The sequence below is a fragment of the Ectopseudomonas toyotomiensis genome, from assembly GCF_017167985.1.
Classification (GTDB): domain Bacteria; phylum Pseudomonadota; class Gammaproteobacteria; order Pseudomonadales; family Pseudomonadaceae; genus Aquipseudomonas; species Aquipseudomonas toyotomiensis.
In genome coordinates this window covers 4,021,109-4,045,803 of sequence record NZ_CP070505.1, presented here as the reverse complement: position 1 = coordinate 4,045,803, position 24,695 = coordinate 4,021,109, and the positions used below count along the sequence as shown (strand labels likewise).

Annotated in this window: 22 protein-coding genes; 6 read left to right on the top strand and 16 right to left on the bottom strand. The window is 62.2% G+C overall.

Features of this window, described 5'->3' with window-relative positions; translation table 11 throughout:
* Positions 1-71 precede the first annotated feature (71 nt).
* Complete coding sequence (locus JWV26_RS18715) at positions 72-2,297, bottom strand: DNA internalization-related competence protein ComEC/Rec2 (RefSeq protein ID WP_241201230.1); 2,226 nt, start codon at positions 2,295-2,297, stop codon at positions 72-74.
* Between the two features lie 126 nt (positions 2,298-2,423).
* Here JWV26_RS18715 and JWV26_RS18710 point away from each other — a divergent pair, with 126 nt between their 5' ends.
* Entirely contained in the window at positions 2,424-2,951 is a 528-nt protein-coding gene (locus tag JWV26_RS18710; RefSeq protein ID WP_074913968.1) for a DUF2062 domain-containing protein, read from the top strand.
* 37 nt (positions 2,952-2,988) lie between these two features.
* Here the strand turns inward: JWV26_RS18710 and JWV26_RS18705 are convergent, their stop codons facing one another.
* Genes JWV26_RS18705 through JWV26_RS18695 form a run of 3 tightly spaced genes read right to left on the bottom strand, consistent with a single transcriptional unit; the run spans position 2,989 to position 6,186 of the window.
* The gene (locus JWV26_RS18705) at positions 2,989-4,233 is read right to left on the bottom strand and encodes a lipoprotein-releasing ABC transporter permease subunit (protein WP_206417539.1); all 1,245 of its coding nucleotides are present in this window, start codon (positions 4,231-4,233) and stop codon (positions 2,989-2,991) included.
* Positions 4,233-4,934 carry a lipoprotein-releasing ABC transporter ATP-binding protein LolD gene (gene lolD, locus JWV26_RS18700; protein WP_206417538.1) on the bottom strand — a complete coding sequence of 234 codons (702 nt, stop codon included), beginning with the start codon at positions 4,932-4,934 and terminating at the stop codon, positions 4,233-4,235. Before lolD ends, JWV26_RS18705 begins: the two co-directional genes overlap by 1 nt.
* 4 nt (positions 4,935-4,938) lie before the next feature.
* On the bottom strand, positions 4,939-6,186 hold the full coding sequence (locus JWV26_RS18695; protein WP_206417537.1) for a lipoprotein-releasing ABC transporter permease subunit: 1,248 nt from the start codon (positions 6,184-6,186) through the stop codon (positions 4,939-4,941).
* Between the two features lie 292 nt (positions 6,187-6,478).
* Here JWV26_RS18695 and JWV26_RS18690 point away from each other — a divergent pair, with 292 nt between their 5' ends.
* From JWV26_RS18690 to JWV26_RS18680, 3 genes are read left to right on the top strand one after another with little or no spacing between them, the layout of a single operon-like run.
* A complete protein-coding gene (locus JWV26_RS18690; RefSeq protein ID WP_021488566.1) occupies positions 6,479-7,045 on the top strand; it encodes a PilZ domain-containing protein in 567 nt (188 codons plus the stop codon).
* A gap of 19 nt (positions 7,046-7,064) precedes the next feature.
* Complete coding sequence (locus tag JWV26_RS18685; RefSeq protein WP_206417536.1) at positions 7,065-7,373, top strand: phosphodiesterase; 309 nt, start codon at positions 7,065-7,067, stop codon at positions 7,371-7,373.
* On the top strand, positions 7,370-8,089 hold the full coding sequence (locus JWV26_RS18680) for a glycerophosphodiester phosphodiesterase (RefSeq protein WP_206417535.1): 720 nt from the start codon (positions 7,370-7,372) through the stop codon (positions 8,087-8,089). The genes JWV26_RS18685 and JWV26_RS18680 overlap by 4 nt, the downstream gene beginning before the upstream one ends.
* Positions 8,090-8,308: 219 nt before the next feature.
* On the opposite strand, the gene sthA is transcribed toward JWV26_RS18680, so the two are convergent.
* From sthA to JWV26_RS18630, 10 genes are all read right to left on the bottom strand, one after another.
* Positions 8,309-9,703, bottom strand: coding sequence for a Si-specific NAD(P)(+) transhydrogenase (gene sthA, locus JWV26_RS18675; RefSeq protein WP_072425943.1), 1,395 nt, complete (start codon positions 9,701-9,703; stop codon positions 8,309-8,311).
* Positions 9,704-9,799: 96 nt separating this feature from the next.
* Positions 9,800-10,030 carry a (Na+)-NQR maturation NqrM gene (gene nqrM, locus JWV26_RS18670; protein ID WP_206417534.1) on the bottom strand — a complete coding sequence of 77 codons (231 nt, stop codon included), beginning with the start codon at positions 10,028-10,030 and terminating at the stop codon, positions 9,800-9,802.
* Positions 10,027-10,950, bottom strand: coding sequence for an FAD:protein FMN transferase (locus tag JWV26_RS18665; RefSeq protein WP_079784156.1), 924 nt, complete (start codon positions 10,948-10,950; stop codon positions 10,027-10,029). Before JWV26_RS18665 ends, nqrM begins: the two co-directional genes overlap by 4 nt.
* A 105-nt stretch (positions 10,951-11,055) precedes the next feature.
* The gene (gene nqrF, locus JWV26_RS18660; RefSeq protein ID WP_072425946.1) at positions 11,056-12,279 is read right to left on the bottom strand and encodes an NADH:ubiquinone reductase (Na(+)-transporting) subunit F; all 1,224 of its coding nucleotides are present in this window, start codon (positions 12,277-12,279) and stop codon (positions 11,056-11,058) included.
* Positions 12,280-12,294: 15 nt separating this feature from the next.
* The gene (nqrE, locus tag JWV26_RS18655; RefSeq protein WP_017677633.1) at positions 12,295-12,903 is read right to left on the bottom strand and encodes an NADH:ubiquinone reductase (Na(+)-transporting) subunit E; all 609 of its coding nucleotides are present in this window, start codon (positions 12,901-12,903) and stop codon (positions 12,295-12,297) included.
* Entirely contained in the window at positions 12,903-13,571 is a 669-nt protein-coding gene (locus JWV26_RS18650) for an NADH:ubiquinone reductase (Na(+)-transporting) subunit D (protein ID WP_072425947.1), read from the bottom strand. The genes nqrE and JWV26_RS18650 overlap by 1 nt, the downstream gene beginning before the upstream one ends.
* Positions 13,572-13,573: 2 nt before the next feature.
* Complete coding sequence (locus tag JWV26_RS18645; protein WP_196456036.1) at positions 13,574-14,362, bottom strand: Na(+)-translocating NADH-quinone reductase subunit C; 789 nt, start codon at positions 14,360-14,362, stop codon at positions 13,574-13,576.
* Positions 14,355-15,566, bottom strand: a complete 1,212-nt coding sequence (locus JWV26_RS18640; RefSeq protein WP_206417533.1) for an NADH:ubiquinone reductase (Na(+)-transporting) subunit B — start codon at positions 15,564-15,566, stop codon at positions 14,355-14,357. The genes JWV26_RS18645 and JWV26_RS18640 overlap by 8 nt, the downstream gene beginning before the upstream one ends.
* A 3-nt stretch (positions 15,567-15,569) precedes the next feature.
* Positions 15,570-16,907, bottom strand: coding sequence for a Na(+)-translocating NADH-quinone reductase subunit A (locus tag JWV26_RS18635; protein ID WP_206417532.1), 1,338 nt, complete (start codon positions 16,905-16,907; stop codon positions 15,570-15,572).
* A gap of 307 nt (positions 16,908-17,214) precedes the next feature.
* A complete protein-coding gene (locus JWV26_RS18630; RefSeq protein ID WP_017677638.1) occupies positions 17,215-18,681 on the bottom strand; it encodes a glyceraldehyde-3-phosphate dehydrogenase in 1,467 nt (488 codons plus the stop codon).
* Positions 18,682-18,812: 131 nt separating this feature from the next.
* On the opposite strand from JWV26_RS18630, the gene mfd reads away from it, so the two are divergent.
* Complete coding sequence (mfd, locus tag JWV26_RS18625; RefSeq protein ID WP_072425950.1) at positions 18,813-22,250, top strand: transcription-repair coupling factor; 3,438 nt, start codon at positions 18,813-18,815, stop codon at positions 22,248-22,250.
* A 13-nt stretch (positions 22,251-22,263) separates the two neighbouring features.
* Positions 22,264-22,785 (top strand): peptidoglycan binding protein CsiV, encoded by a 522-nt coding sequence (locus JWV26_RS18620; protein WP_059391813.1) that lies wholly within the window; start codon positions 22,264-22,266, stop codon positions 22,783-22,785.
* 157 nt (positions 22,786-22,942) lie between these two features.
* Here JWV26_RS18620 and JWV26_RS18615 read toward each other — a convergent pair whose 3' ends face one another.
* Both JWV26_RS18615 and nagZ read right to left on the bottom strand, forming a co-directional pair.
* Positions 22,943-23,680 carry an S-methyl-5'-thioinosine phosphorylase gene (locus JWV26_RS18615; protein ID WP_206417531.1) on the bottom strand — a complete coding sequence of 246 codons (738 nt, stop codon included), beginning with the start codon at positions 23,678-23,680 and terminating at the stop codon, positions 22,943-22,945.
* A gap of 10 nt (positions 23,681-23,690) precedes the next feature.
* Positions 23,691-24,689, bottom strand: coding sequence for a beta-N-acetylhexosaminidase (gene nagZ / locus JWV26_RS18610; RefSeq protein WP_206417530.1), 999 nt, complete (start codon positions 24,687-24,689; stop codon positions 23,691-23,693).
* Positions 24,690-24,695: the final 6 nt, after the last annotated feature.

Below are 24,695 nucleotides of genomic sequence, written 5' to 3'. Positions count from 1 at the left end.
GTAGAGAATCCCCCTCGAAAAAGTGGCGCCACTCTAGCACAGGGTGCAACGCCCGCCGACCGCCGCCGTTCTCATTTTTCCCGCCAGAAACGTGGCTCGCGTCGCAACCCATGCGGTGCAGCATGTTCGCCCAGACGCAAATGCAGAGCGCCGTCGAGCGCCGTGTCATGTACCTCGACACCCGCCGCCTGATAGCGCGCCAATACCTGCGGGTGTGGATGGCCAAAGGCATTGTGGCGACTGCGGGTGATCAGCACATGCTGCGCCCCGACCGCATCGATAAAGGCCTGGCCGGATGACGTGCGACTGCCGTGATGGGGCGCCAGTAGCCACCGCGACGCCAGGGGAAAGTCGGCCTGCATCAGCGCGCGTTCGGCGCGGACATCGATATCACCGGTCAGCAACAGGCGCTCACCCGCCGCCTCGATCTGCAAGACACAAGAACGCTGATTGCCGGACACGGCCTGGTCCCACTGCCACAACCTGAACGTCACGTCGTTCCATTGCCAGCGCTGTCCTGATTCGCAATCCTCAGCGCCAAGCGTCCTGGCCAGACGCTGCGGCTCGCCACTGATGACCCGGGCCACCGGCATCCCGGCCCTGATCGCCGCTGCGCCGCCGGCGTGATCGTTATCCGCATGACTGAGCAGCATCAGATCGAGCCGCCTGAGGTTCATCGCCCGCAAGGAAGGCAGGACGATACGCTCCCCGGTATCGAAATCGCCAAAGCGCGGCCCCGCGTCGTACAGCAGGCTGTGTTCTCGGGTACGCACCAGCACCGCCAGCCCTTGCCCCACGTCCAGCACCCAGACATCGGCACGGCCATCGTCCAGGTGCTGTGTGGGCAACAACAAGGCAGGCAACAACAGCGCGAGGCCGGGCAGACGCAAGGGTACGCCAGCTGGCAGCAGGAGCAACAAGGCGCCTGCCGCTGCCAGTAGCCAGGCCCAGAGCGGCAGATTGCTGGGCAGCCAGGCAGGCAGCCAAGCAGCAATCACGCTGAGCAGTTCGAACAACAGATACAGCGCACCGCCGGCCAGCCACAACAGGCCCTCCCCAACCATGGGAACGGGTAGCAGCAGAGTGCCCAGCAAGGCCAGGGGTACGACCACCAGCCCCACCCAGGGCACGGCAACCAGATTAGCCAGCGGCCCGCTACTGCTGACCGGCAAACCGAGAATCAGCATCATCGGCAACAGACCAATGGCCATGGTCCACTGCGCACGCGTCAACCCGCGCCACCAACCCCAGACGCCAAGCCGGCCACCGAACACCAACGCGAGAATCGCCACGGCCGAGAACGATAGCCAGAAGCCAGGTTGCAAGGACGCCAATGGCTCGAGTAGCAGCACCACGAGCAGGGCCAGCAACAATGGCCACCAGGCGCCCAGATGACGAAAGCGCATGCGCCAGAGCAGCACCAGCGCAACCATCACGCAGGCCCTGCGCACCGGCACCTCGAAACCAGCCAACATCCCGTAGACCAGAGCCCCACTCAGGGCCAGCGCACAGGCACAAGGCAACCAGGGCCAGCGCCTTGGCCAGGCGCCGACTCTCGCCAGCAACGCCACCAGTCCGTAAAGAAAGCCGGCCAGCAGGGCGATATGCTGACCGGAGATGACCATCAGATGCACCGTGCCCGTGTGCTGCAGCAGGCGCCAGTCGCTCGCGCTCAGGCCGGAGCCATCACCCAGGACCAGAGCGGCAATGGCGCCCTCTCGCTCAAAGGCCGGCGCCGCCAGCAGATGCTGACGAAGACCGTCGCGCCAACTCCCCAAGCCCGTCGCGGCGGATAACCGCTGGCCAGACTTGATCGTGCCCGTAGCGCCAATGCGCTGGGCCAGCAGCCAGGCTTCATAGTCGAAACTCTGCGGATTGACCAATCCATGTGGACGCTTCAGGTTGACCGCCACCCGCCAGCGCTCGCCGCCCTGCACCGGCGGCCCGCCATACCAGGCCAGGCGTAACCTTTTCGGCAACTCGGCACGTCGGGAGTGCGCCTCTTCGAACTGGAAGCGCACCACGCCGTCGGACACCTCCGGCAGACCAACCACGCGGCCCTCCAGCCACAGGGTGCGGCCATCGAGTTGCGGATCGAGGCGGTCATCCAGTGCCGATTGCGCCGAACTGCAGGCCCAGGCCAACCCCAACAGTAAGAACCCCAACGGATAGAGGCGCGAGAATAGCAACCCCAGGCCGGCACCGACCGCCACCAGCAACAGCCAACCCGGTGGCAAACTCGGTAGAAAGCGCAGCATCAATAGCCCCAGGGCCAGCGCCAACATCCCTGTTCGCATGGTTTCTCCTTGCTCATCGAGCTACGGCGAGCGCGTCCAGCACTCACCTCTGGTCACAATATGGAAACGCTGGCCAGGCTGAATCCGTGCATAATATCGGCGCTTTTGCCTGCCCAGAGACTCTTCATGCCGCGTCGTTTATTCAAGCGCTACATGCCCAACCCCGACAGCATCAAGGGTAACAAGTCCCTGCGCTTTCTCGGCAAACTCATTCATGATCCCAATCTCTGGCATCTCAATCGCCATTCGGTAGCCCGCGGCATGGCCATCGGCCTGTTCTGGGCGATGATCCCCATGCCCATGCAGATGCTGGCCGCCGCCGCCGTCGCCATCCCGATGCGCGCCAACTTGCCAATCTCCATCGGTCTGGTGTGGCTGACCAACCCCATCACCATGCCACCGATTTTCTACTGCACCTACAAGATGGGCGCATGGATCATGCAAACACCGCCGGTGCGTATGCCGGAGACGCTGAGCCTGGAATGGATCACGGCTGAAGTGGCCATCCTGTGGAAACCGCTGTACCTCGGCTCCTTCGTGTCCGGCCTGGTTCTCGCCGTACTGGGTTATGTGTTGACCATGCTCTACTGGCGCTGGTGGGTCCAGCGTAGCTGGCGCAAGCGTCAGGAAAAGCGCCGACTGGAACGCCACTGAAAAGAAGAAGCCGTCGAAGTTGACGGCTTTTTCATTCTTACTCGTAGCGCAGCGCTTCGGCCGGCTGCACCTGCGCCGCCCGCCATGAGGGGTAGAGCGTGGCGAGGAAACTCAGGATCAATGCCGCCGAACAGATCAACGCCACGTCCAGCCACTGCAGATCAGACGGCAGGCTGCTGATGAAATACACATCGGAGCTCATCACCTGCTGACCGGCAAACGACTCCAGCCAGGCCACCAGCGCGCTGACATTGAATGCCGCCAGCACACCCAGCACCGTGCCGATCAGCGTACCGACCAGACCGATGACCGAACCCTGCACCATGAAAATCGCCATGATCTGCCGGGGTGTGGCGCCCAGAGTACGCAGAATGGCGATGTCGCCGCCCTTGTCGGCCACCACCATGATCAGCGTGGCGATGATGTTGAACGCCGCCACAGCGACGATCAGCAGCAGCAGCAGACCGATCATGGTCTTTTCCATCTTCATCGCGCTGAACAGGCTGCCCTGGGTATGGGTCCAGTCATCGGCGCGGTAACCGGCGCCCAGTTCGGCGACCAGTGCCTTGGATACCTGTGGCGCCTGATAGAGGTCTTTCAGCGCCAGACGAATACCCGGCACCGTACCTTCCGGCAGGCGCTGCATGGCAGCGGCATCGGCGACGTTGATCAGCGCCAGTGAGCTGTCCAGCTCGGCACCGACCTTGAACACCGCTGCCACGTTCAGACGCTGCATGCGCGGCGTGACGCCACCAGGCGCGCTGCTCAACTCGGGGATGATCAGGGTCAGCTTGTCGCCCACCTGCAGGCCGAAACGACGCGCGGTGATATCACCGATCACCACGCCAAACTCACCCGGCTGCAGATTGTTCAGGCTGCCCTGACGGATGTGCTCGGGCAGGATCGACACCTTGCCCTCCTCCACCGGGTCGATGCCGTGGATCTGGATCGGCTGCATCAGTCCGCGATGCGAGAGCATGCCCTCCAGCTCGGCATAAGGCGCCGCGGCCTGTACCTGCGGATTGGCCATGGCCTTGTCCGCCAGGGCGCGCCAGTCGGCGACCGGCTCGGCGCCGTAGAGCATGGCATGCGGCACCATGCCGAGAATGCGCGAGCTCATTTCCTTCTGGAAACCGTTCATCACCGACAGCACCACGATCATCGCCAGCACGCCAAGCGCCAGACCAATCATAGAGGTCAGCGAAATGAAGGAAATGAAATGGTTGCGGCGCTTGGCCCGTGTGTAGCGAGCGCCGATGAAGATACTTAGCGGACGAAACATCAGAGGGTCACCAGTTTGCCGTCCTGCAGGCTGAGCACGCGATCCATCTGGCGTGCCAGCTGCATGTCGTGGGTCACCACCAGAAACGCGGTGTTGGAGTCGCGGCTGAGTTCGCGCATCAGTTCCTGAATGCCTTCAGCGGTGTGCTGGTCGAGGTTGCCGGTGGGTTCATCGAGCAGCACCAGCCCCGGGCGGTTGATCAGGGCACGGGCAATCGCCACACGCTGACGCTCGCCGCCAGACAGTTCTGACGGCTTGTGATTGAGGCGATGGCCAAGCCCTACGCGTTCGAGCAGCTTGGTGGCACGCTCGCGCGCCTCGCTGATCGACGTTTTGCCGATCAACAGCGGCATGCAGACGTTCTCCAGCGCAGTGAACTCGGCCAGCAGGTGGTGAAACTGGTAGACGAAGCCCAGCGCGCGGTTGCGCAGCAGACCTCGAGCGGTCTCGCTCAGCGCCGACAGTTGCTCGCCGGCCAGCCAGACGCTGCCCTCGCTGGGCGTATCCAGGCCGCCGAGCATGTTCAACAGGGTGCTCTTGCCGGAACCGGAGCTGCCGACGATGGCCACACGTTCACCGGGAAAGAGTTCCAGCTCGAGGCCATCGAGCACCACCACCGACTCGGGGCCCTCGTCGTAACGCTTGCTCAGGTTGCGACAGCTGAGCACGGCATTGTGCTGTTTCATGGCGTTCTGGTTCATGGACTCACTCATAGCGCAGGGCCTCGGCCGGCTGGGTACGCGCAGCGCGCCAGGCTGGATACAGGGTGGCGAAGAAGCTCAGCAGCAACGCCGCGGTACAGACCATCACCACGTCGGCGCTCTGCAGTTGCGAGGGCAGGTAATCGATGAAGTAGACATCGGCATTGAGAAACTTGATGCCCAGCAGACGTTCGATGCCGGCGATCAGGCTGCTGATGTTCAGCGCTGCGATAATCCCCAGCACGGCGCCGATGAAGGTGCCGACCACACCGATCACAGTGCCCTGCACCATGAAGATGGCCATGATCTGTCGCGGCGTGGCGCCGAGGGTCCGCAGGATGGCGATGTCGCCCTTCTTGTCGGTCACCACCATCACCAGGGTGGAAATGATATTGAACGCGGCCACCGCGACGATCAGCAGCAGAAGCAGACCGATCATGGTCTTCTCCATGCGAATGGCCTGGTACAGGTTGCCGTGGGTGCGAGTCCAGTCGCGGGCGTAGAAATCGCCGTCGAGGGTCTGGGCGATCTCCCAGGCGCTGCGCGGCGCCTGGAACAGATCATCGAACTTCAGGCGCAGGCCCTGTACCTGATCCGGCTTCCAGCGCTGTAGGCGCGCCAGGTCACTGATGTTGGCCAGCGCCAGTGCACCGTCGATCTCGCCAGCGCCGACGTGAAAGATGCCGGTGACGGTAAAGCGCTTCAGACGCGGGAACATGCCGGCAGGGGTCACGGTGACCTCGGGCGCGACGAAGGTGACCTTGTCACCCAACTTCAGGCCCAGCTTGGCCGCCGCCTTGTCGCCGATGACCATGGCAAAATCACCTGGCTGCAGGCTGTCGAGACTACCCTGCTGGAAGAAACCGTCGATGATCGACACCTTGCGTTCCTGCTCGGGGTCGATGGCATTGATCAGCACCTTCTGCACCTTGCCGTCATGTGTCAGCAGACCCTGCATCTGAGTGAAGGGTGCCAGCGCCTCGACGCGTGGATGGCGCTCGACTTGTCGCGCCAATGCCGGCCAGTCGCTGACAGGGGTCGGCGATTCGACCGTGGCGTGGGGAATCATCCCCAACACCCGCGTGCGCATTTCATGGTCGAAACCATTCATCACCGACAGCACCAGGATCATGACCATCACCCCGAGGGTGAGGCCGAGCATGGACGTCAGGGAAATGAAGGAGACGAAGTGGTTGCGACGCTTGGCCCGCGTGTAGCGCGTACCGATGAATACGAACAGAGGTCTGAACATGTCGGAGAGATTCGGGGGAAAGAAAAACGTCCTTGTGGCAGGGCCAGGTCAGCAGCCTTACACTCAGAAGCAACTCAAAGTCTGCTGCGTATCGGGCATGCTGCGTTAAAGACACGTGGAAAGCCGCTTATGGCCAGCGCGCTTCAGTGTGGCCCCGAAGGGGCGAGCGAAGCGAGCAATGCTCGTTTACCATTCGTAACCGAGGCTTGTTCGGCGACACTTGCCTGGCACGCATCCAGTTCGCGAGACTTTCAACAGGGTCTTCGACCACCACCGCTTTCATGGGTTCGCCATGTCGACTAACGATGTAGATGATCGCCGCGAATACTATCGTATCGACGATACGATCGCACTGGAATTCAGCCTGCTGTCGGGGGCCGAGGCCCATGCCAGCGACGCGCTTCACGATCCATCGCCGCTGTTCAACCTGCTCAGCGACCTGCACCTGATGGACTTCGAATCCCAGCATCTGCTGCGCCATATCACTGAGCGCGACCGCACCCTGGCCAACTACCTGAAGGTGATCAACAAGCGCATCGACCTGCTCGGCCAGGCCGTGGCACAGAGCCTGCTGCGCGACATCGGCGCGCCACGCCAGGTATCGCTGTCCGAAGGCGGCATCAGCTTCAATAACGCCCAGGCCGTGGCGCCGGGCAGCCATCTGGCGATCAAGATGGTGCTGATGCCGCAGGCGCTCGGTCTCTTGCTGCGTGGCCAGGTGGTGCACTGCAGCCAGCGCGCGGATGGCCAATTCGAGATTGGCACCGAGTTCGAAGCGTTGACCGACGCACAGCGCCAGTTGCTGGCTCGGCATATCCTGCAGAAGCAGGCTTTGGAGCGTCGCCAAGCCCGCGAATGACAGTCGCCAAGGAACCGCCATGTATCGTCTCGCTCTGCTTTTCACCCTGCTCGCCCCTACTGCTCTCTTCGCCGATACCCTGACCATTCCCCTGGGCAGCCAGGGCGCCGATTTCGACGCCAGCAACCTGCCGCACAAAGGCCAGTCCAAGCGTTCGGTACTGGAGCGTTTCGGCCTGGCCGATGAAGAGCACAAGCCCGTCGGCCAGCCGCCGATCACACGCTGGGATTACCGCGAATTCAGCGTCTATTTCGAATACGATCACGTGATCAACAGCGTGCGCCATCACCAGCCACGCCACCTCGACACTGCCAAGGAGCAACAGTGACTCTCATCTACGGCCATCGCGGCGCCAAGGGCGAAGCCCCGGAAAATACCCTGGCCAGTTTCCAGCGCTGCCTGGAACACGGCGTCGACCGCTGCGAGCTGGATCTGCATCTGTCGCGCGACGGCGAACTGATGGTGATCCACGACCCAACACTCAAGCGCACCACCGGCCTGCGCGGCAAGGTGGTTGAACACGACGCCGCCGAGCTGGTGAAGTACGACGCACGCAAGGGCGGCCCTGGCTGGGTGCGCCCATGCCCCATTCCGCGCCTGGAAGAATTGTTCCAGCAGTGCAAGTTCGAGCATTGGCAGCTGGAGGTGAAAAGCGCCTCGAAAGTGCGCGCCGCGCGCACCGTGCTGGCCATTGCCGAACTTGTCGAACGCTTCGGTTTGCGTGAGCAGATCACCATCACCTCCAGCTCGCGGGAGGTACTCAAGGCCGCGCGCGAACTGACTCCGCAGTTGCAGCTCGGTCTGGTTGCCGAGTACGCCTGGCTCGACCCGCTGAAAGTAGCAGCGCATTACGATTGCCACCTGCTGGCGCTGAATTGGACGCTGTGCGCCCCGGAGCGCCTGATCAAGGCGCAGAAGCAGGGGCTGCACGTATCGGTCTGGACGGTCAATGAGCCGGCGCTGATGCGCCGCCTGGCCGACTTTGGTGTCGACAGCATCATCACCGACTTCCCCGGCATCGCGGTGCAGACGCTGCGCGGCTGAGCCTTAGCGCCTCCCCCGGCCCCTCTCCCGCACGCGGGAGAGGGGAGCAAGCCTGAGTAGCCCGCGGCGTAGCCCGAGAACGAAAAAACCGGCCCAAGAGCCGGTTTTTTCGTTGCTGCCGCCTGAGACGCTAGAAGCTCTCCCGATTCGGCCAGCGCCACTCGGAAGCCACTACCCAGCCTGTCTCCCCGACCGGCTCAGGCCGCCGGCCGGAGCCGCTCAAAAAAGCCGGTTGAGGCCGTCGAACGCGGCAACCCGATAGGCCTCGGCCATGGTCGGGTAGTTGAAGGTGGTGTTGATGAAGTACTTGATGCTGTTGGCTTCACCCTTCTGGTTCATGATCGCCTGGCCAATGTGGACGATCTCCGAGGCTTGATAGCCGAAGCAGTGCACACCCAGCACTTCCAGGGTTTCACGATGGAAGAGGATCTTCAGCATGCCCACCGGTTCCACCGAGATCTGCGCACGCGCCATACCCTTGAAGAAGGCCTTGCCCACTTCGTAAGGCACCTTGGCCTGGGTCAGCTCACGCTCGGTCTTGCCGATCGAGCTGATCTCCGGAATGGTGTAAATGCCGGTCGGCACGTCATCGACGAAGCGCCAGCTGCCGTTGTCGACGATGCTGCCGGCAGCGGAACGCCCCTGGTCGGCAGCGGCGCTGGCCAGGCTCGGCCAGCCGATCACGTCACCGGCGGCGTAGATGTTGCTGACCTCAGTGCGGTAATGCTCGTCGACCTGGATCTGACCACGGCTGTTGACCGCGATGCCAATGTTCTCCAGACCCAACTGATCGGTATTGCCGGTACGGCCGTTACACCACAGCAACGCGTCGGCCTTGATCTTCTTGCCCGACTTCAGGTGCAGGACCACACCGTTTTCCACACCCTCGATGCGCTCGTACTCTTCGTTGTGACGAATCAGCACGTTGTTGTTGCGCAGGTGATAGCTCAAGGCGTCGGAGATTTCCGAGTCGAGGAAGCTGAGCAGTTGATCGCGGTTGTCGATCAGGTCGACCAGCACACCCAGGCCACTGAAGATCGAGGCGTACTCGCAACCGATCACCCCAGCGCCGTAGATGATCAGACGGCGCGGCGTGTGGCCCAGGCTGAGAATGGTGTCGCTATCGTAGATACGCGGGTGGCGGAAATCGACATCGGCCGGGCGGTACGGACGCGAACCGGTGGCGATGACGATCTGTTTGGCCACCAGCTTTTCCACCACACCATTGATGCAGACGACTTCGACGGTCTGCTCGTCAGCGAAGCTGGCGGTGCCGAAATAGGTGTCGATGCGGTTGCGCGCGTAGTAGCCGGTGCGTGAGGTGACCTGCTTGGCGATCACCTTCTCCGCGCTTTTCAGCACGTCGGGGAACGAGAACCAGCGTGGCTCGCCGATCTGGCGGAACATCGGGTTGGTATTGAACTGCATGATCTGCCGCACCGAATGGCGCAGCGCCTTGGACGGAATGGTGCCCAGGTGGGTGCAATTGCCGCCGACCAGCGGACGGTTGTCCACCACGGCTACCTTGCGCCCGGCCTTGGCCGCGTTCATCGCCGCGCCCTCGCCCGCCGGGCCGGAGCCCAGCACCACCACATCGTAGTTGTAGACCGCCATGTTTACTCCTTCAGATCAGGCCGGAGCGCTTGTGGCGCACCCTCGGCGGGGCCGGCAGCGGATAATAGCCACCGGCTATCAAAGCTGCCACCCGGCTTAACGCTTGCTCGCGTCGTAAGCCAGGTCGGTGTTCGGCGTTTCGCTCTGCTCGCGATTGACCTCCTCGCACTTTTCACGGCTACCGCCGCAAATCGAGCATTCCTTCTCGATACCCAGGTTGGCGATGCCACCGCAGGAACCGGCGATGGGTTTGCGCCCCATGATCACGCCAACGGCCATCATGCCGACGACCAGAATCATGGCCAGAAATACAACCAGAAAAGTCATTGCTCATCTCCTGCAGCGAATAGCTGCTCGAATGCGGTCGTGCCCTGTGAGACGAAGCCCTCGCCCTCACGCGTCACGAAAAACGCCGCGATACCGTTGCGCTCGGCGAAGGCCATACCGGCATCCGGTCCAAGCACCATCAATAGGGTAGACAAGCCATCGGCGCGCAAGGTCGATGGATCGGCCACAGTGACAGCTGCCAGCTTGTGGTTGACCGGCTTGCCGCTCAGCGGATCGAGCGTATGCGAGTAGCGCTGGCCGTTCTCTTCGAAGTAGTTGCGGTAGTCACCTGAGGTGGAGATACCGTAACCATCGAGCTGCAGAATGCGTTGGGCCACCCGCTGGTCGTCGCGCGGGGCTTCCAGACCGATGCGCCAGTGGCTGCCATCGGGCTTGAAGCCGGCCGCCTTGAGCTCACCGGTGGCCTCGACCAGATAACTGGTGACCCCCAACTCGCCCAGACGCGCCACGATCAGATCGACGGCATAGCCAGCAGCGATGCTGTTGAAGTCGACCTGAACATCGGCCTCCTTGCACAGCTGCTCGCCGTCGACCTTAAGGTGCTGCTGACCAACCCGCTGACGCACTTCGGCCAGACGCTCGGCGTCCGGCACGGCTTCGCCCTGCCCTTTGGGGCCGAAGCCCCAGAGGTCGAGCAAGGGTTCCAGCGTCAGGTCGAAATAGCCCTGGCTCTCCTGGTGCAGGCGATTGCCGGCACGCACCAGATCCAGCACGCCCTTGGGCATGGCCTGGCAGGTACCCGCCGGTGCACGGTTGAACTGCTCGATCAGCGAATCATCGCGATAGGTGGACATCTGCAGATCGATCTCGGCGAGGATCGCCTCGGTCGCGGCCTTGAGTTCGGCTTGCGGCGCGACACCTTCACTACGGACGTATTTGATCGAATAGGTACTGCCCATGGTCGGGCCACCGAACTCTTCGATCCGTTCAGAATGCAAGCAGCCCGTTAGGGCTGCCGCCAGGGCGACAGCGATAACGGGCTGGAGTACAGCAGACCTCATGCGTTAGCCGCCGAAGTCGTCGAGGAGGATGTTCTCCGGCTCGACACCCAGGTCGGTCAGCATCTTGATCACGGCGGCGTTCATCATGGGTGGGCCGCACATGTAGAACTCGCAATCTTCCGGAGCCGGGTGGTCCTTCAGGTAGTTCTCGTACAGCACGTTGTGGATGAAGCCCTTGAGGCCGGTCCAGTTGTCTTCCGGCTGTGGGTCGGACAACGCCAGGTGCCATTCGAAGTTCGGGTTCTCTGCGGCCAGCTGATCGTACTCTTCGTTGTAGAACGACTCGCGCATGGAACGCGCACCGTACCAGAAGCTGATCTTGCGCTTGGACTTCAGGCGCTTGAGCTGGTCGAAGATGTGCGAACGCATCGGCGCCATGCCGGCACCACCACCGATGAAGACCATCTCGGCGTCGGTGTCCTTGGCGAAGAACTCACCGAAGGGCCCGTACACGGTGATCTTGTCGCCCGGCTTGAGGCTGAACACGTAGGACGACATCTTGCCCGGCGGCAGATCGTCCTTGCCGGGGGGCGGCGAGGCGATACGGATGTTGAACTTCACCAGACCGCGCTCTTCCGGGTAGTTGGCCATGGAGTAGGCACGGATCACGGTCTCGTCGACCTTGGACACGTACTTCCACTGGTTGAACTTGTCCCAGTCGCCGCGGTACTCCTCCTGAATGTCGAAGTCCTTGTAGTACACGGTGTGCGGCGGGCACTCCAGCTGTACGTAACCACCGGCGCGGAAGTCGACGTTCTCGCCTTCCGGCAGTTTCAGCGTCAGCTCCTTGATGAAGGTGGCGACGTTGGGGTTGGAAACGACGGTGCATTCCCACTTCTTCACGCCGAAGACTTCTTCCGGCACTTCGATCTTCATATCCTGCTTGACTGCGGCCTGGCAGGACAGGCGCCAACCCTCACGGGCCTCGCGCTTGGTGAAGTGCGACTCTTCGGTGGAGAGCATCTCGCCACCACCGGATTCGATGATGCACTTGCACTGGGCGCAGGTACCGCCGCCACCGCAAGCGGACGACAGGAAGATGCCGTTGTCGGCCAGGGTTTGCAGCAGCTTGCCGCCAGCCGGGACCACGATGGTTTTTTCGCCGTTGATTTCGATGTTCACGTCGCCGCTCGACACCAGCTTGGCGCGAGCAGCGAGAATGATCAGCACCAGCGCGAGAACGATGGCGGTGAACATGCCGATGGCGAGGAAGATTTCGTAATTCATCTGTTCATCCTTTCCTTACAGCTGCACGCCGGAGAAGGACATGAAGCCCAGCGACATCAGACCGATGGTGATGAAGGTGATGCCCAGACCCTGCAGACCAGCCGGTACATCGCTGTACTTGAGCTTCTCGCGGATACCAGCCAGCGCAGCAATCGCCAGTGCCCAGGACACGCCTGCGCCGATGCCGTAGACGGTGCTTTCGGCCAGGTTGTAGTCGCGCTCGACCATGAACAGCGAGCCACCCATGATGGCGCAGTTCACGGTGATCAGCGGCAGGAACACGCCGAGGGCGTTGTACAGCGACGGCACGTACTTATCCAGGGTCATCTCGAGGATCTGTACCAGTGCAGCGATCACCCCGATGAAGGTCAGCAGACCAAGGAACGACAGATCCACCTCAGGCAGACCGGCCCAGGCCAGCGCACCATCCTTGAGGATATTGGTGTAGATCAGGTTGTTCACCGGCATGGTGATACCCAGCACCACGACCACGGCGATGCCGAGGCCAATGGCGGTTTCCACCTTCTTGGAGATGGCGATGAAGGTACACATGCCGAGGAAGAACGCCAGCGCCATGTTCTCGACGAACACCGCACGGACGAACAGGCTGATGTAATGTTCCATTAATAGGCCTCCTTGCTGGATACCTGAGGCGCCATCTTGTAGGCGTTCTTCTCGATCTGATCCTTCTTCCAGCTACGGATGGCCCAGATGAACAGACCGATCAGGAAGAATGCCGATGGCGGCAGCAGCAGCATGCCGTTGGGCTGGTACCAGCCGCCGTCGTTGACCACCGAGAAGACCTCGTAGCCCATCAGTTTGCCCGCGCCGAACAGCTCGCGAATGATACCCAGGGCAATCAGGAAGGCGCTGTAGCCAAGACCGTTGCCGATACCATCGAAGAACGACAGCACGGGCGGGTTCTGCATGGCGAAGGCTTCAGCGCGGCCCATCACGATGCAGTTGGTGATGATCAGACCGACGAACACCGACAGCTGTTTGGACAAACTGAAGGCGTAGGCCTTGAGCACCTGATCGACCACGATCACCAAGGATGCGATGATCACCATCTGTACGATCATGCGGATCGAGCTGGGGATCTGGCTGCGGATCATCGAGATGAACAGGTTGGAGAAACCGGTCACCAGGGTCAGCGCGGCAGACATCACCAGCGCGGTCTGCAGGTTCGAGGTGACCGCCAGGGCCGAGCAGATCCCGAGGATCTGCAGGCCGATGGGGTTGTTGTTGAAGACCGGGTTGAGCAGGACTTCTTTAATAGTCGACTGCGACATGATCAAGCCTCCCCTGCACGCAGGTTAGCGATAAACGGACCGAAGCCGTTCTGGCCAAGCCAGAACTTCAGCAGGTTGTCCACACCGACACTGGTCAGAGTGGCGCCGGCCAGGCCATCGACCTGGTGCGTGGCTTGCGGGCTTTGCGGATCTACGCCGCCCTTGACCACCTGTACGGCCAACTTGTCGTTCTCGTCGAACAGGGTCTTGCCCGGCCATTGGCCCTTCCATTTCGGGTTGTCCACCTCGCCGCCGAGACCGGGAGTCTCGCCGTGCTGGTAGAAGCCCATGCCGACAACGGTATTGAGGTCGCCCTTGACCGCGATAAAGCCGTGCAGGGTCGACCACAGGCCGTAGCCGCGAACCGGCAGGATCAGGGTTTCGACTTCACCGTCCTTTTCCACCATGTAAACGGTGGTGTAACGCTCCTGGCGCTTGATACCGGCGATGTCCTCGCTACCCCTGAGGGCAGTGGACAACTGAGGGTCCTTGGAGGCCTTGAGCGGGTCGAAGGTGATCGGGTCGAAGGCATCGGAGAACTTGCCGGTCTCCAGATCCACCAGTTTGGCGGTGATGGTGCCGTCGAACACCTCCTTGACCTTGGCCCCGGACATGCCCGGCTCACCCAGGCCGGCGATGGCCAGGATGCTGCGCTGCTTGTCCAGCAGACGGTTCTCCACCTGGGTCGGCTTCAGTGCAATGGCTGCACCGGCGACGAACACCGAGCACACCAGACACACCAGCACGGCCACCGTCAGCGTGCGGACGGTGGATTCTTTTTGACTAGACATTGCGTGCCAGCCTCCGCTTGATATTGGCTTGAACGACGAAGTGGTCGATCAGCGGTGCAAACAGGTTGGCGAACAGAATCGCCAGCATCATGCCCTCGGGGAAGGCCGGGTTGACCACACGGATCAGTACGACCATCACGCCGATCAGAGCACCAAAGATCCACTTGCCGGTGTTGGTCATGGAGGCCGACACCGGATCGGTGGCCATGAAGAACATGCCGAAGGCAAAGCCGCCGACTACCAGATGCCAGTACCAGGGCATGGCAAACATCGGGTTGGTGGTGGAACCGATCAGATTGAGCAGCAGGCTCAGACCGATCATGCCCAGCATCACGCCAGCGACGATGCGCCAGGAGGCGATCTTGGTGATCAGCAGGACCAGACCGCCGATGGCAATCGCCAGGGTGCTGGTCTCGCCGAGCGAGCCGTGAATGGTGCCGACGAAGGCGTCCATCCAGGTGATGCCGTTGTTGATCACGTTCTCGATGCCGCCGGAGGCTGCCAGGCTCAGCGAAGTGGCGCCGGCAAAACCATCGACCGCCGTCCAGACCGCATCACCGGACATCTGCGCCGGATAGGCGAAGAACAGGAAAGCACGGCCGGTCAGTGCCGGGTTGAGGAAGTTCTTGCCGGTACCACCGAACACTTCCTTGCCGATCACCACGCCGAAGCTGATGCCCAGGGCAACCTGCCACAGCGGAATGCTCGGCGGCAGGATCAGGGCGAACAGCACGGACGTGACGAAGAAGCCTTCGTTGACTTCATGCTTGCGGATCGAAGCGAACAGCACTTCCCAGAAGCCGCCGACGATGAAGGTCACCGCGTAGACGGGCAGAAAGTAGGCTGCGCCCTGGATGAAGTTGTCCCACAGGCTGTTCGGATCGAAACCGGCCAGCGAGCCGATCAGGGCGAAGCGCCAGCCTTCCTGACTCGCCAGCAGCTCGGGGCTCTGGGCGAAGATCAGGTTGGCCTGGTAGCCGGTGTTCCACATGCCGAAGAACATGGCCGGGAAGGTGCACAACCACACGGTGATCATCATGCGCTTGAGGTCGATGCCGTCGCGCACGTGAGCGGTGGTCTTGGTCACGCTGCCAGGACGATAGAAGAAGGTGTCGATGGCCTCGTAGAGGGCATACCACCTCTCGTACTTGCCGCCCTTTTCGAAGTTGTGCTCGATCTTGTCGAGAAATGCACGAATGCCCACGGATTAACCCTCCTTCTCGATGCGGGTGAGGTTGTCCCGCAGGATCGGGCCATATTCATACTTGCCGGCGCACACATAGGTGCACAGTGCCAGGTCTTCTTCGTCGAGTTCCAGGCAACCCAGTTTCTGAGCCATCTCGGTGTCGCCAACGATCAGATAGCGCAGCAGTTGAGTCGGCAGGATATCCAGCGGCATCACGGCTTCGTAGTTGCCCACCGGCACCATGGCGCGCGGGCTGCCGTTGGTGGTGGTGGTGAAGTTGAACAGCTTGGCGCCGGCCAGCTTGGAGACGAAGATGTTCAATACCGAGTGCTTGTTAACGCCGGCACGCAGGTAATGCATCATCTCGCGGTCGTTGCCTTCCACCAGGCAAGACACCTGGTTGTGGTAACGGCCGAGGAAGGCGAAGGCACCCTGAGCGGTACGACCGCCGAACACCGAGCCGGAAATCACACGATTGAAACCTGGCTTGAGCTCACCGGCGGTGAGTTCTTCCAGGTTGGCGCCCAGACGCGTGCGGAGCAGACGCGGCTGCTCGGCAACCGGGCCGCCGAGGGCAACCACGCGCTCGACGAACAACTGACCGGTGGTGAACAGTTTGCCCACCGCGATCACGTCCTGATAACCGATTTGCCAGACACTCTTGCTGGTGCTGACCGGGTCAAGGAAGTGAATGTGAGTGCCTGGCAGCCCCGCCGGGTGCGGGCCGGCAAAGGCTTCGCTTTGCACCTTGGCAACATGCTCGCCCGGCAGGCTGGCACCTTCGGCCTTGCACAGGAAGACCTTGCCCAGATTGCCCAGTACCTTCAGACCGTTTTCGAAGTCAGCGGCGTATTCACCGATGATCACCGCAGGATCGGCGGCAAGTGGGTGGGTATCGATAGCAGTGACGAAGATCGAACTCGGCACGGCATCCAGCGCCGGCACCTTGCTGAACGGACGGGTACGCAGCGCAGTCCAAAGACCGGACTGCTGCAGGTTCTCGCGAACCTGCTCGTCGCTCAGCGAGTCGAGTTGGTCGGCAGCATACTGGCTGAAGGTTTCCTGCTCGTCGCCTTCGATGTCGATGACAACGGACTGCAGGACACGCTTCTCACCACGATGGATGGCGCTGATCACGCCAGCCGCAGGGGCGGTATAGCGCACGCCGGGTGTCTTCTTGTCGGTAAACAGCAATTGACCGAGTTTGACCCGGTCACCGACCTGCACTTCCATCGTCGGCTTCATCCCGTGATAGTCGAAGCCGATGACGGCGACACTACGTACGGGCCTGGCGGCCTCGATACGCTGTGCCGGCGCACCCGTTATGGGCAAATCAAGCCCATGCTTTAGTTTGATCATAGGTTTGCCTAACCACTGATTTAGAAAGCTTTTTATAGGACAGGCGGCGCTACCGAAGGTCTAATAGACCCGACCACGCCGATACGATATGGGCGTGGAGGAAGGCGCCAAACCTGGGTAAAAAATCCGCTTGATTATAAAGACGCCCCCCAGCACTGACCACCCAAGCGCTTGCTTTTTTTGGCCTTTCGGTAACAGGGCGCAACAAACTCGATGCTGCTCGAGATCAACTCGACAACCTCGCCAGGGCAGATTCCGGGCATAAAAAACGGGAGCCGAAGCTCCCGTTCTTTTGCGACCTTGACGCTTAGCGCGGGAAGGCCGGCGGGTTGACCCCAGCCATATCTTCCATCACGCGCACCACCTGGCAGCTGTAACCAAACTCGTTGTCGTACCAGACGTACAGCACAACGCGGTTATCGTTGGCGATGGTGGCTTCGGCATCCACCACGCCGGCATGGCGCGAACCAACGAAGTCGGTCGATACCACTTCCTGCGAGCTGACGAAGTCGATCTGCTTCTGCAGATCCGAGTGCATGGCCATCTGGCGCAGGTACTCGTTGATCTCTTCGCGAGTGGTGGCCTTCTCCAGATTCAGATTGAGGATGGCCATGGACACGTTCGGCGTCGGCACACGAATGGCGTTGCCGGTCAGCTTGCCTTTCAGAACCGGCAGCGCCTTGGCCGCAGCGGTAGCAGCGCCGGTTTCGGTGATGACCATGTTCAGCGCGGCGCTACGACCACGACGACTGCCTTTGTGGAAGTTGTCGATCAGGTTCTGGTCGTTGGTGTACGAGTGAACGGTCTCGACGTGACCGTTGACGATGCCGTACTGATCATTGACCGCCTTGAGCACCGGAACGATGGCGTTGGTGGTACAGGAAGCCGCGGAGATGATCTTGTCCTCAGCGGTGATTTCGCTGTGGTTGATGCCGTGCACGATGTTCTTCAGCGCGCCCTTGCCAGGTGCGGTGAGAACGACGCGATCGACGCCTGGGCAGGCCAGGTGCTGACCCAAGCCCTCGGCATCACGCCACACACCGGTGTTGTCAACCAGCAGTGCGTTCTTGATGCCGTACTGGGTGTAGTCGACTTCCTTCGGGTCCTTGGCATAGATCACCTGGATCAGGTTGCCGTTGGCCGTCAGGGTGTTGTTCTCTTCATCAATGGTGATGGTGCCGTTGAACTTGCCGTGTACCGAGTCACGACGGAGCAGGCTGGCACGCTTGACCAGATCGTTGCTGGCGCCTTTACGCACAACGATGGCACGCAGGCGCAGGCCGTCGCCACCACCGGTCTTCTCGATCAGGATGCGCGCCAGCAGGCGGCCGATACGACCGAAGCCATACAGGACCACGTCGGTGCCTTCACGACCGGAACCGTTCTGCTTGCCGACCACCTCGGCCAGCTCGTCCTTGACGAACTGCTCGACGCTACGACCAGCGCCTTCGGCCTTGAACTTGGCAACCAGCTTGCCCAGGTCCACGGAAGCGGCGCCCAGCTTGAGCTCGCTCATGGCCTTGAGCATGGGGAAGGTGTCGTGCACCGACAGTTCAGCCTCATCGGCAAGGCGATGGCGAGCGAAACGGTGAGCCTTGAGGATGTCGATGACCGAACGGTTGATCAGGCCACGGCCATAGATCGAGGTCACCACATTGTTGTTGCGATAGAGCTGACCAATCAGCGGAATCATCGCTTCCGCGAGGGCTTCACGATCGATCCATTCACCGAGACACTGGTCGGGCTTCTGAGTCACGGGCAGTACCTTCCACATGTAGGGGCTGAAAAAAGGGGCTACATTATGACGGCGCGCGCGGGCATGAGCAATGCGCGCCTGTCGCGACTGACATTGACCACCAAGCCCCGCTACAATTCCCGGCCTTTCGTCACGACCGTGAGCCGCCCGTGTCCGTACTGCGTCTTCCGTCTCTACCGGCCAGCGCCGGCAAACAACAGTGGGGCAACCTGCCCGGCGCCGCCCTGTCCCTGACTATCGCCGAAGCCGCCAGCAATGCCGGCCGCTTCACGCTGGTGCTCACCGAAGGCAGCCAGAGCGCGGAGCGGCTGCAGGAAGAACTGGCGTTCTTCGCCCCCGACCTGCCAGTGCTGCACTTTCCCGACTGGGAAACCCTGCCCTACGATGTCTTCTCGCCGCACCAGGACATCATCTCGCAACGCATCGCAGCACTCTATCGCCTGCCGCAGCTGAGCCGCGGCATCCTCGTAGTGCCGATCACCACCGCCCTACACCGCCTGGCACCCAAACGCTTCCTGCTGGGTGGCAGCCTGGTGCTGGATGTGGGCCAGAAACTCGATGTGGAGCAAATGCGCGGCCGCTTGGAGGCCGCCGGCTACCGCTGCGTCGATACGGTGTACGAGCACGGCGAGTTCGCCGTGCGCGGCGCATTGATCGATCTGTTCCCGATGGGCAGTGACACGCCCTACCGTATCGACCTGTTCGACGACGAAATCGAAACCCTGCGCACCTTCGACCCCGAGACCCAGCGCTCGGTGGACAAGGTCGAGTCGATCCGCCTGTTGCCGGCACGTGAATTTCCGCTGGAAAAGAAAGCTGTCACCGATTTCCGCGGACGTTTCCGCGAGCGCTTCGACGTGGATTTCCGTCGCTGCCCGATCTATCAGGACCTTTCCACCGGCATCACCCCCGCCGGCATCGAGTACTACCTGCCGCTGTTCTTCGAAGAGACAGACACCCTGTTCGACTATCTGCCAGGCGACACCCAGGTGTTCTCCCTGCCCGGAATCGAAAAGGCTGCCGAGCATTTCTGGACAGATGCGCGGAGCCGCTATGAGGACCGCCGAGTCGACCCGGAGCGCCCGCTGCTGCCACCTGCCGACATTTTCCTGCCGGTCGAGGACTGCTTCGCCCGTCTGAAGAGCTGGCCGCGCGTAGTGGTCAATCAGGACGATATCGAGCCCGGCGTCGGCCAGACCCGCTTTGACGCACGCGCCCTGCCCGACCTGGCGATTCAGGCCAAGGCCGGCGAGCCGCTGGCGGCGTTGCGCCGCTTTATCGAAGAATATCCAGGCCGCGTGCTGTTCTGCGCCGAATCAGCCGGGCGCCGCGAAGTGCTGCTGGAACTGCTCGCCCGCCTCAAGCTCAAGCCCCGGGAAGTCGAGGGCTGGCCGGCCTTCGTGGCCAGCCCTGAACGCCTCAACATCTGCATCGCACCACTGGATGAAGGCCTGCTGCTCGACGACCTGGCACTGATCGCCGAGAGCCCGCTGTTCGGCCAGCGCGTCATGCAGCGTCGCCGCCGCGAAAAAGGCCGAGAAGGCGGCGACAACGTGATCAAGAACCTCACCGAGCTGCGCGAAGGCGCACCGGTGGTGCATATCGATCACGGCGTCGGCCGCTACCTGGGCCTGGTGACCATGGAGTTCGACGGCCAGGCCGCCGAATTCCTCGCCCTGCAGTATGCCGACGAAGCCAAGCTTTATGTCCCCGTGGCCAGCCTGCATCTGATCGCCCGCTACACCGGCAGTGACGATGCCCTGGCGCCGCTGCATCGCCTTGGCTCGGAGGTCTGGCAGAAGGCCAAGCGCAAGGCGGCCGAGCAGGTGCGCGATGTTGCCGCCGAGCTGCTCGACATCTACGCCCGCCGGGCTGCTCGTGAAGGTTTCGCCTTCCAGGACCCGGCACTGGACTACGCCACCTTCAGCGCCGGTTTCCCCTTCGAGGAAACCCCGGACCAGCAGGCCGCCATCGATGCCGTGCGCACCGACATGCTGGCCGGCAAGCCGATGGATCGACTGGTCTGCGGTGACGTCGGTTTCGGCAAGACCGAGGTGGCCATGCGCGCCGCTTTCATCGCCGTGCACAGCGGCAAGCAGGTCGCCGTACTGGTGCCCACCACCCTGCTCGCCCAGCAGCACTACAACAGCTTCCGCGACCGCTTCGCCGACTGGCCGGTGAAGGTCGAGGTGATGAGCCGCTTCAAGAGCGCCAAGGAAGTCGACGAGGCCGTGCAGCAACTGGCCGAAGGCAAGGTGGATATCGTTATCGGCACCCACAAGCTGCTGCAGGACGACGTCAAGTTCCACAACCTGGGCCTGGTGATCATCGACGAGGAACACCGCTTCGGCGTGCGCCAGAAGGAACAGCTCAAGGCCCTGCGCAGCGAGGTCGACATCCTCACCCTGACTGCCACGCCGATCCCGCGCACACTGAACATGGCCGTGGCCGGCATGCGCGACCTGTCGATCATCGCCACGCCACCAGCGCGGCGTCTGTCGGTGCGCACCTTCGTCATGGAAAGCAACAAGCCGACCATCAAGGAAGCGCTGCTGCGCGAGCTGCTACGCGGTGGCCAGGTCTACTACCTGCACAACGATGTAAAGACCATCGAGAAATGCGCCAGTGAGCTGGCCGAGCTGGTGCCCGAGGCGCGTATCGGCATCGGTCACGGACAGATGCGCGAACGTGATCTCGAGCAGGTGATGAGCGACTTCTACCACAAGCGCTTCAACGTGCTGGTGGCCTCGACCATCATCGAGACCGGTATCGACGTGCCTAGCGCCAACACCATCATCATCGACCGCGCCGACAAGTTCGGCCTGGCCCAGCTGCACCAGTTGCGCGGCCGTGTCGGTCGTAGCCACCACCAGGCCTACGCCTACCTGCTGACGCCACCGCGCAAGCAGATGACCCCGGATGCGGAAAAACGCCTGGAGGCCATCGCGGGCGCCCAGGATCTCGGCGCCGGCTTCGTCCTCGCCACCCACGACCTGGAAATCCGCGGTGCCGGCGAACTGCTTGGCGACGGCCAAAGCGGGCAGATCCAGGCGGTCGGCTTCACCCTCTACATGGAAATGCTCGAACGCGCGGTCAAGGCCATCCAGAAAGGCGAACAGCCGAACCTCGACCAACCATTGGGTGGCGGTCCGGAGATCAACCTGCGTGTACCGGCGCTGATCCCCGAGGACTACCTGCCCGACGTGCACAGCCGCCTGATCCTCTACAAACGCATCGCCAACGCCAGCGACGAGGACGGCCTGAAGGAGCTTCAGGTAGAAATGATCGATCGTTTCGGCCTGCTGCCGGAGCCGACCAAGAACCTCATGCGCCTGACCCTGCTCAAGCTGCAGGCCGACAAGCTCGGCATCAGCAAGGTCGACGCCGGCCCGCAGGGCGGACGAATCGAGTTCGCCGCGGAAACCTGCGTCGACCCGCTGACCCTGATCAAACTGATCCAGGCCCAGCCAAAACGCTACAAGTTCGAAGGCGCCACCGTCTTCAAGATCCAGGTGCCGATGGAGCGAGCGGAAGAACGCTTCAACACCCTGGAAGCCCTGCTCGAGCGCCTCGCGCCCACCACCTGAAGGACTCACACACATGCGCCCATTGCACCTGATCGCCCTGCTGCTCTGCCTGCTGGCACCGAGCGCCTTTGCCGAACGTCTTTATCAGGTCGAATTGCTGGTATTCCGCCAGGCCGGCGAACCCGTCTTCGCCCCCAAGGTGGCACCGGACGACTGGGCGGGCACGGCATTGCCGATCACCGGCAACGAACGACCGACAACGCTAGATGGCGAAGCGGCCAAGCTCAATCCGGGCAGTGGTTATCAGGTATTGCTGCACAAGGCCTGGAGCCAGACCATCGGCAGCTCGCCGAGCCGAGTGGCCGTCAGCAGCGGTGAAGAGCGTTTCGGCCATCACGTGGTCGAAGGCACCCTGAGCTTTACTCAGGAGCGCTTTGCCGACCTGGACCTGGAACTGTGGATCAACCAATTCAGCGGCGACGGCCTGCTCGAGAGCAGCGAGCACATGAAAGTGGCTCAGCGCCTGAAGGACAACAGCCTGACCTACCTGGACCATGGCAGCCTGGGCGCACTGGTACGCATCAGCCCGCTCTGAGCGGAAATCTGATGCCGCCAGCCTTTCGTAGGGGCCTCGCCCCAGAGCGAAGTTTTTCAAGTGCGCTCCGCCCTGATTCGCGGCGGCGCGCCGCGCCTACGGATTCGGCACGTCGACGCCTGACTGACGGGCATTGACCGCTGTCTTTACAGAGAAGCTAGTTACTCAGCACGCGTGCCAACACCGCCTTGACCGTCCCCATGCCCTGCTCGATCACTCGCTCGATCTCGGCCATGGTGATCAAGGCGCTGGATTTCCCCGCCGCCGGATTCACCACCAGCGCCAGGCAGGCGTAGGGCAGCGCCAATTCGCGCGCCAATACCGCCTCGGGCATACCGGTCATGCCTACCAGGTCGCAGCCATCTCGCTCCATGCGGGCGATTTCCGCCGCCGTTTCCAGTCGTGGCCCCTGAGTACAGCCATAGATTCCGTGATCGCTGAATGCCGCATTTTCGACCCGCAGCGCCGCCACCAACCCCTCGCGCAGTTGCTTGTCGTACGGCTGGCTGAAATCGACGTGGGTCACATGTTCCAGATCGCCTTCGTAAAAGGTGTGCGCACGCCCTGAGGTGTAATCGATGATCTGATGTGGCACGCAGAAATACCCAGTGCCCATGGCAGCATGAATCCCTCCCACCGCATTGACCGCGACAATGGCCTTGGCGCCAGCCTGCTTGAGCGCCCAGAGGTTGGCCCGGTAGTTCACCTGATGCGGTGGAATCCGGTGCGGCTGACCGTGGCGGGCGAGAAACAGCACTTCGCGCCCGGCGTAACTGCCCCGGAGGATATCGGCGGAGGGCGCCCCGTAAGGGGTATCCAGCGGCAGCGCTTCGTGAATCGTCAACCCTTCCAGCTGGGTCAGGCCGGTGCCGCCGATAATGGCGTAGACAGTCATAGGCAGGTCCTCAGTCGAGCAACTGGGCAGCTCTCAGGGCCGCCACAGCGGTAAGCCAGCGTGGCGCCTGGCGGTATTCGGTAGTGGCGTGACCACGGCCACGCATGCGCTCGAGGTGCGCAGGCGGTGTCACTCGCAGACGTTGCAAGGCACTGAGCGCCAGCTCGGCCGAAGCGCGGTCATTGCACACCAGGCCCATATCGCAGCCCGCAGCCAGTGCCGCCTCGATACGCTTGCCGGCATCGCCGACCACATGGGCACCGGCCATGGACAGGTCGTCGCTGAAAATCACACCCTCGAAGCCCAACTCGCCGCGCAGGATGTCCTGCAGCCAGCGACGGGAGAAGCCAGCCGGGTGCTCGTCAACCTGAGAATAGATGACATGCGCCGGCATCACTGCATCGAGCTTGTGGACCAGACGCTTGAACGGCTGCATGTCGCAAGTGCGGATGTCATCAAGACTGCGCTCGTCGAGCGGGATGGCGACATGAGAATCCGCCTCGGCCCAGCCGTGCCCGGGGAAGTGTTTTCCGGTAGCAGCCATCCCCGCCTGATGCATGCCGCGGATGAAAGCGGCCGCCAGCGTGGTGGCCCGCTGCGGATCACCCTCGAAGGCGCGACTGCCAACCACCGCACTGCGCTGGTGGTCGAGATCCAGTACCGGCGCGAAACTCAGATCCAGGCCAAGCGCCAACACCTCGGTCGCCATCAGCCAGCCGCAATGCTCGGCCAACTCCTCGGCATTGTCGTTGTCGGCGATGGCGCGCATCGCCGGCAGACGCAGAAAGCCCTGGCGCAGCCGCTGTACCCGGCCACCTTCCTGATCCACCGCCAGCAGCAGATCCGGGCGCAGGGCACGGATACTCTGGCATAGCTCGCGAACCTGGCGCGGCGATTCGATATTGCGGGCAAAAATGATCAGACCACCCACTTCGGGCTGGCGCAGCATCTGGCGATCCTCGGCGGTCAACCAGGTGCCAGCGATGTCCATCATCAAAGAGCCTTGCATGAGAAT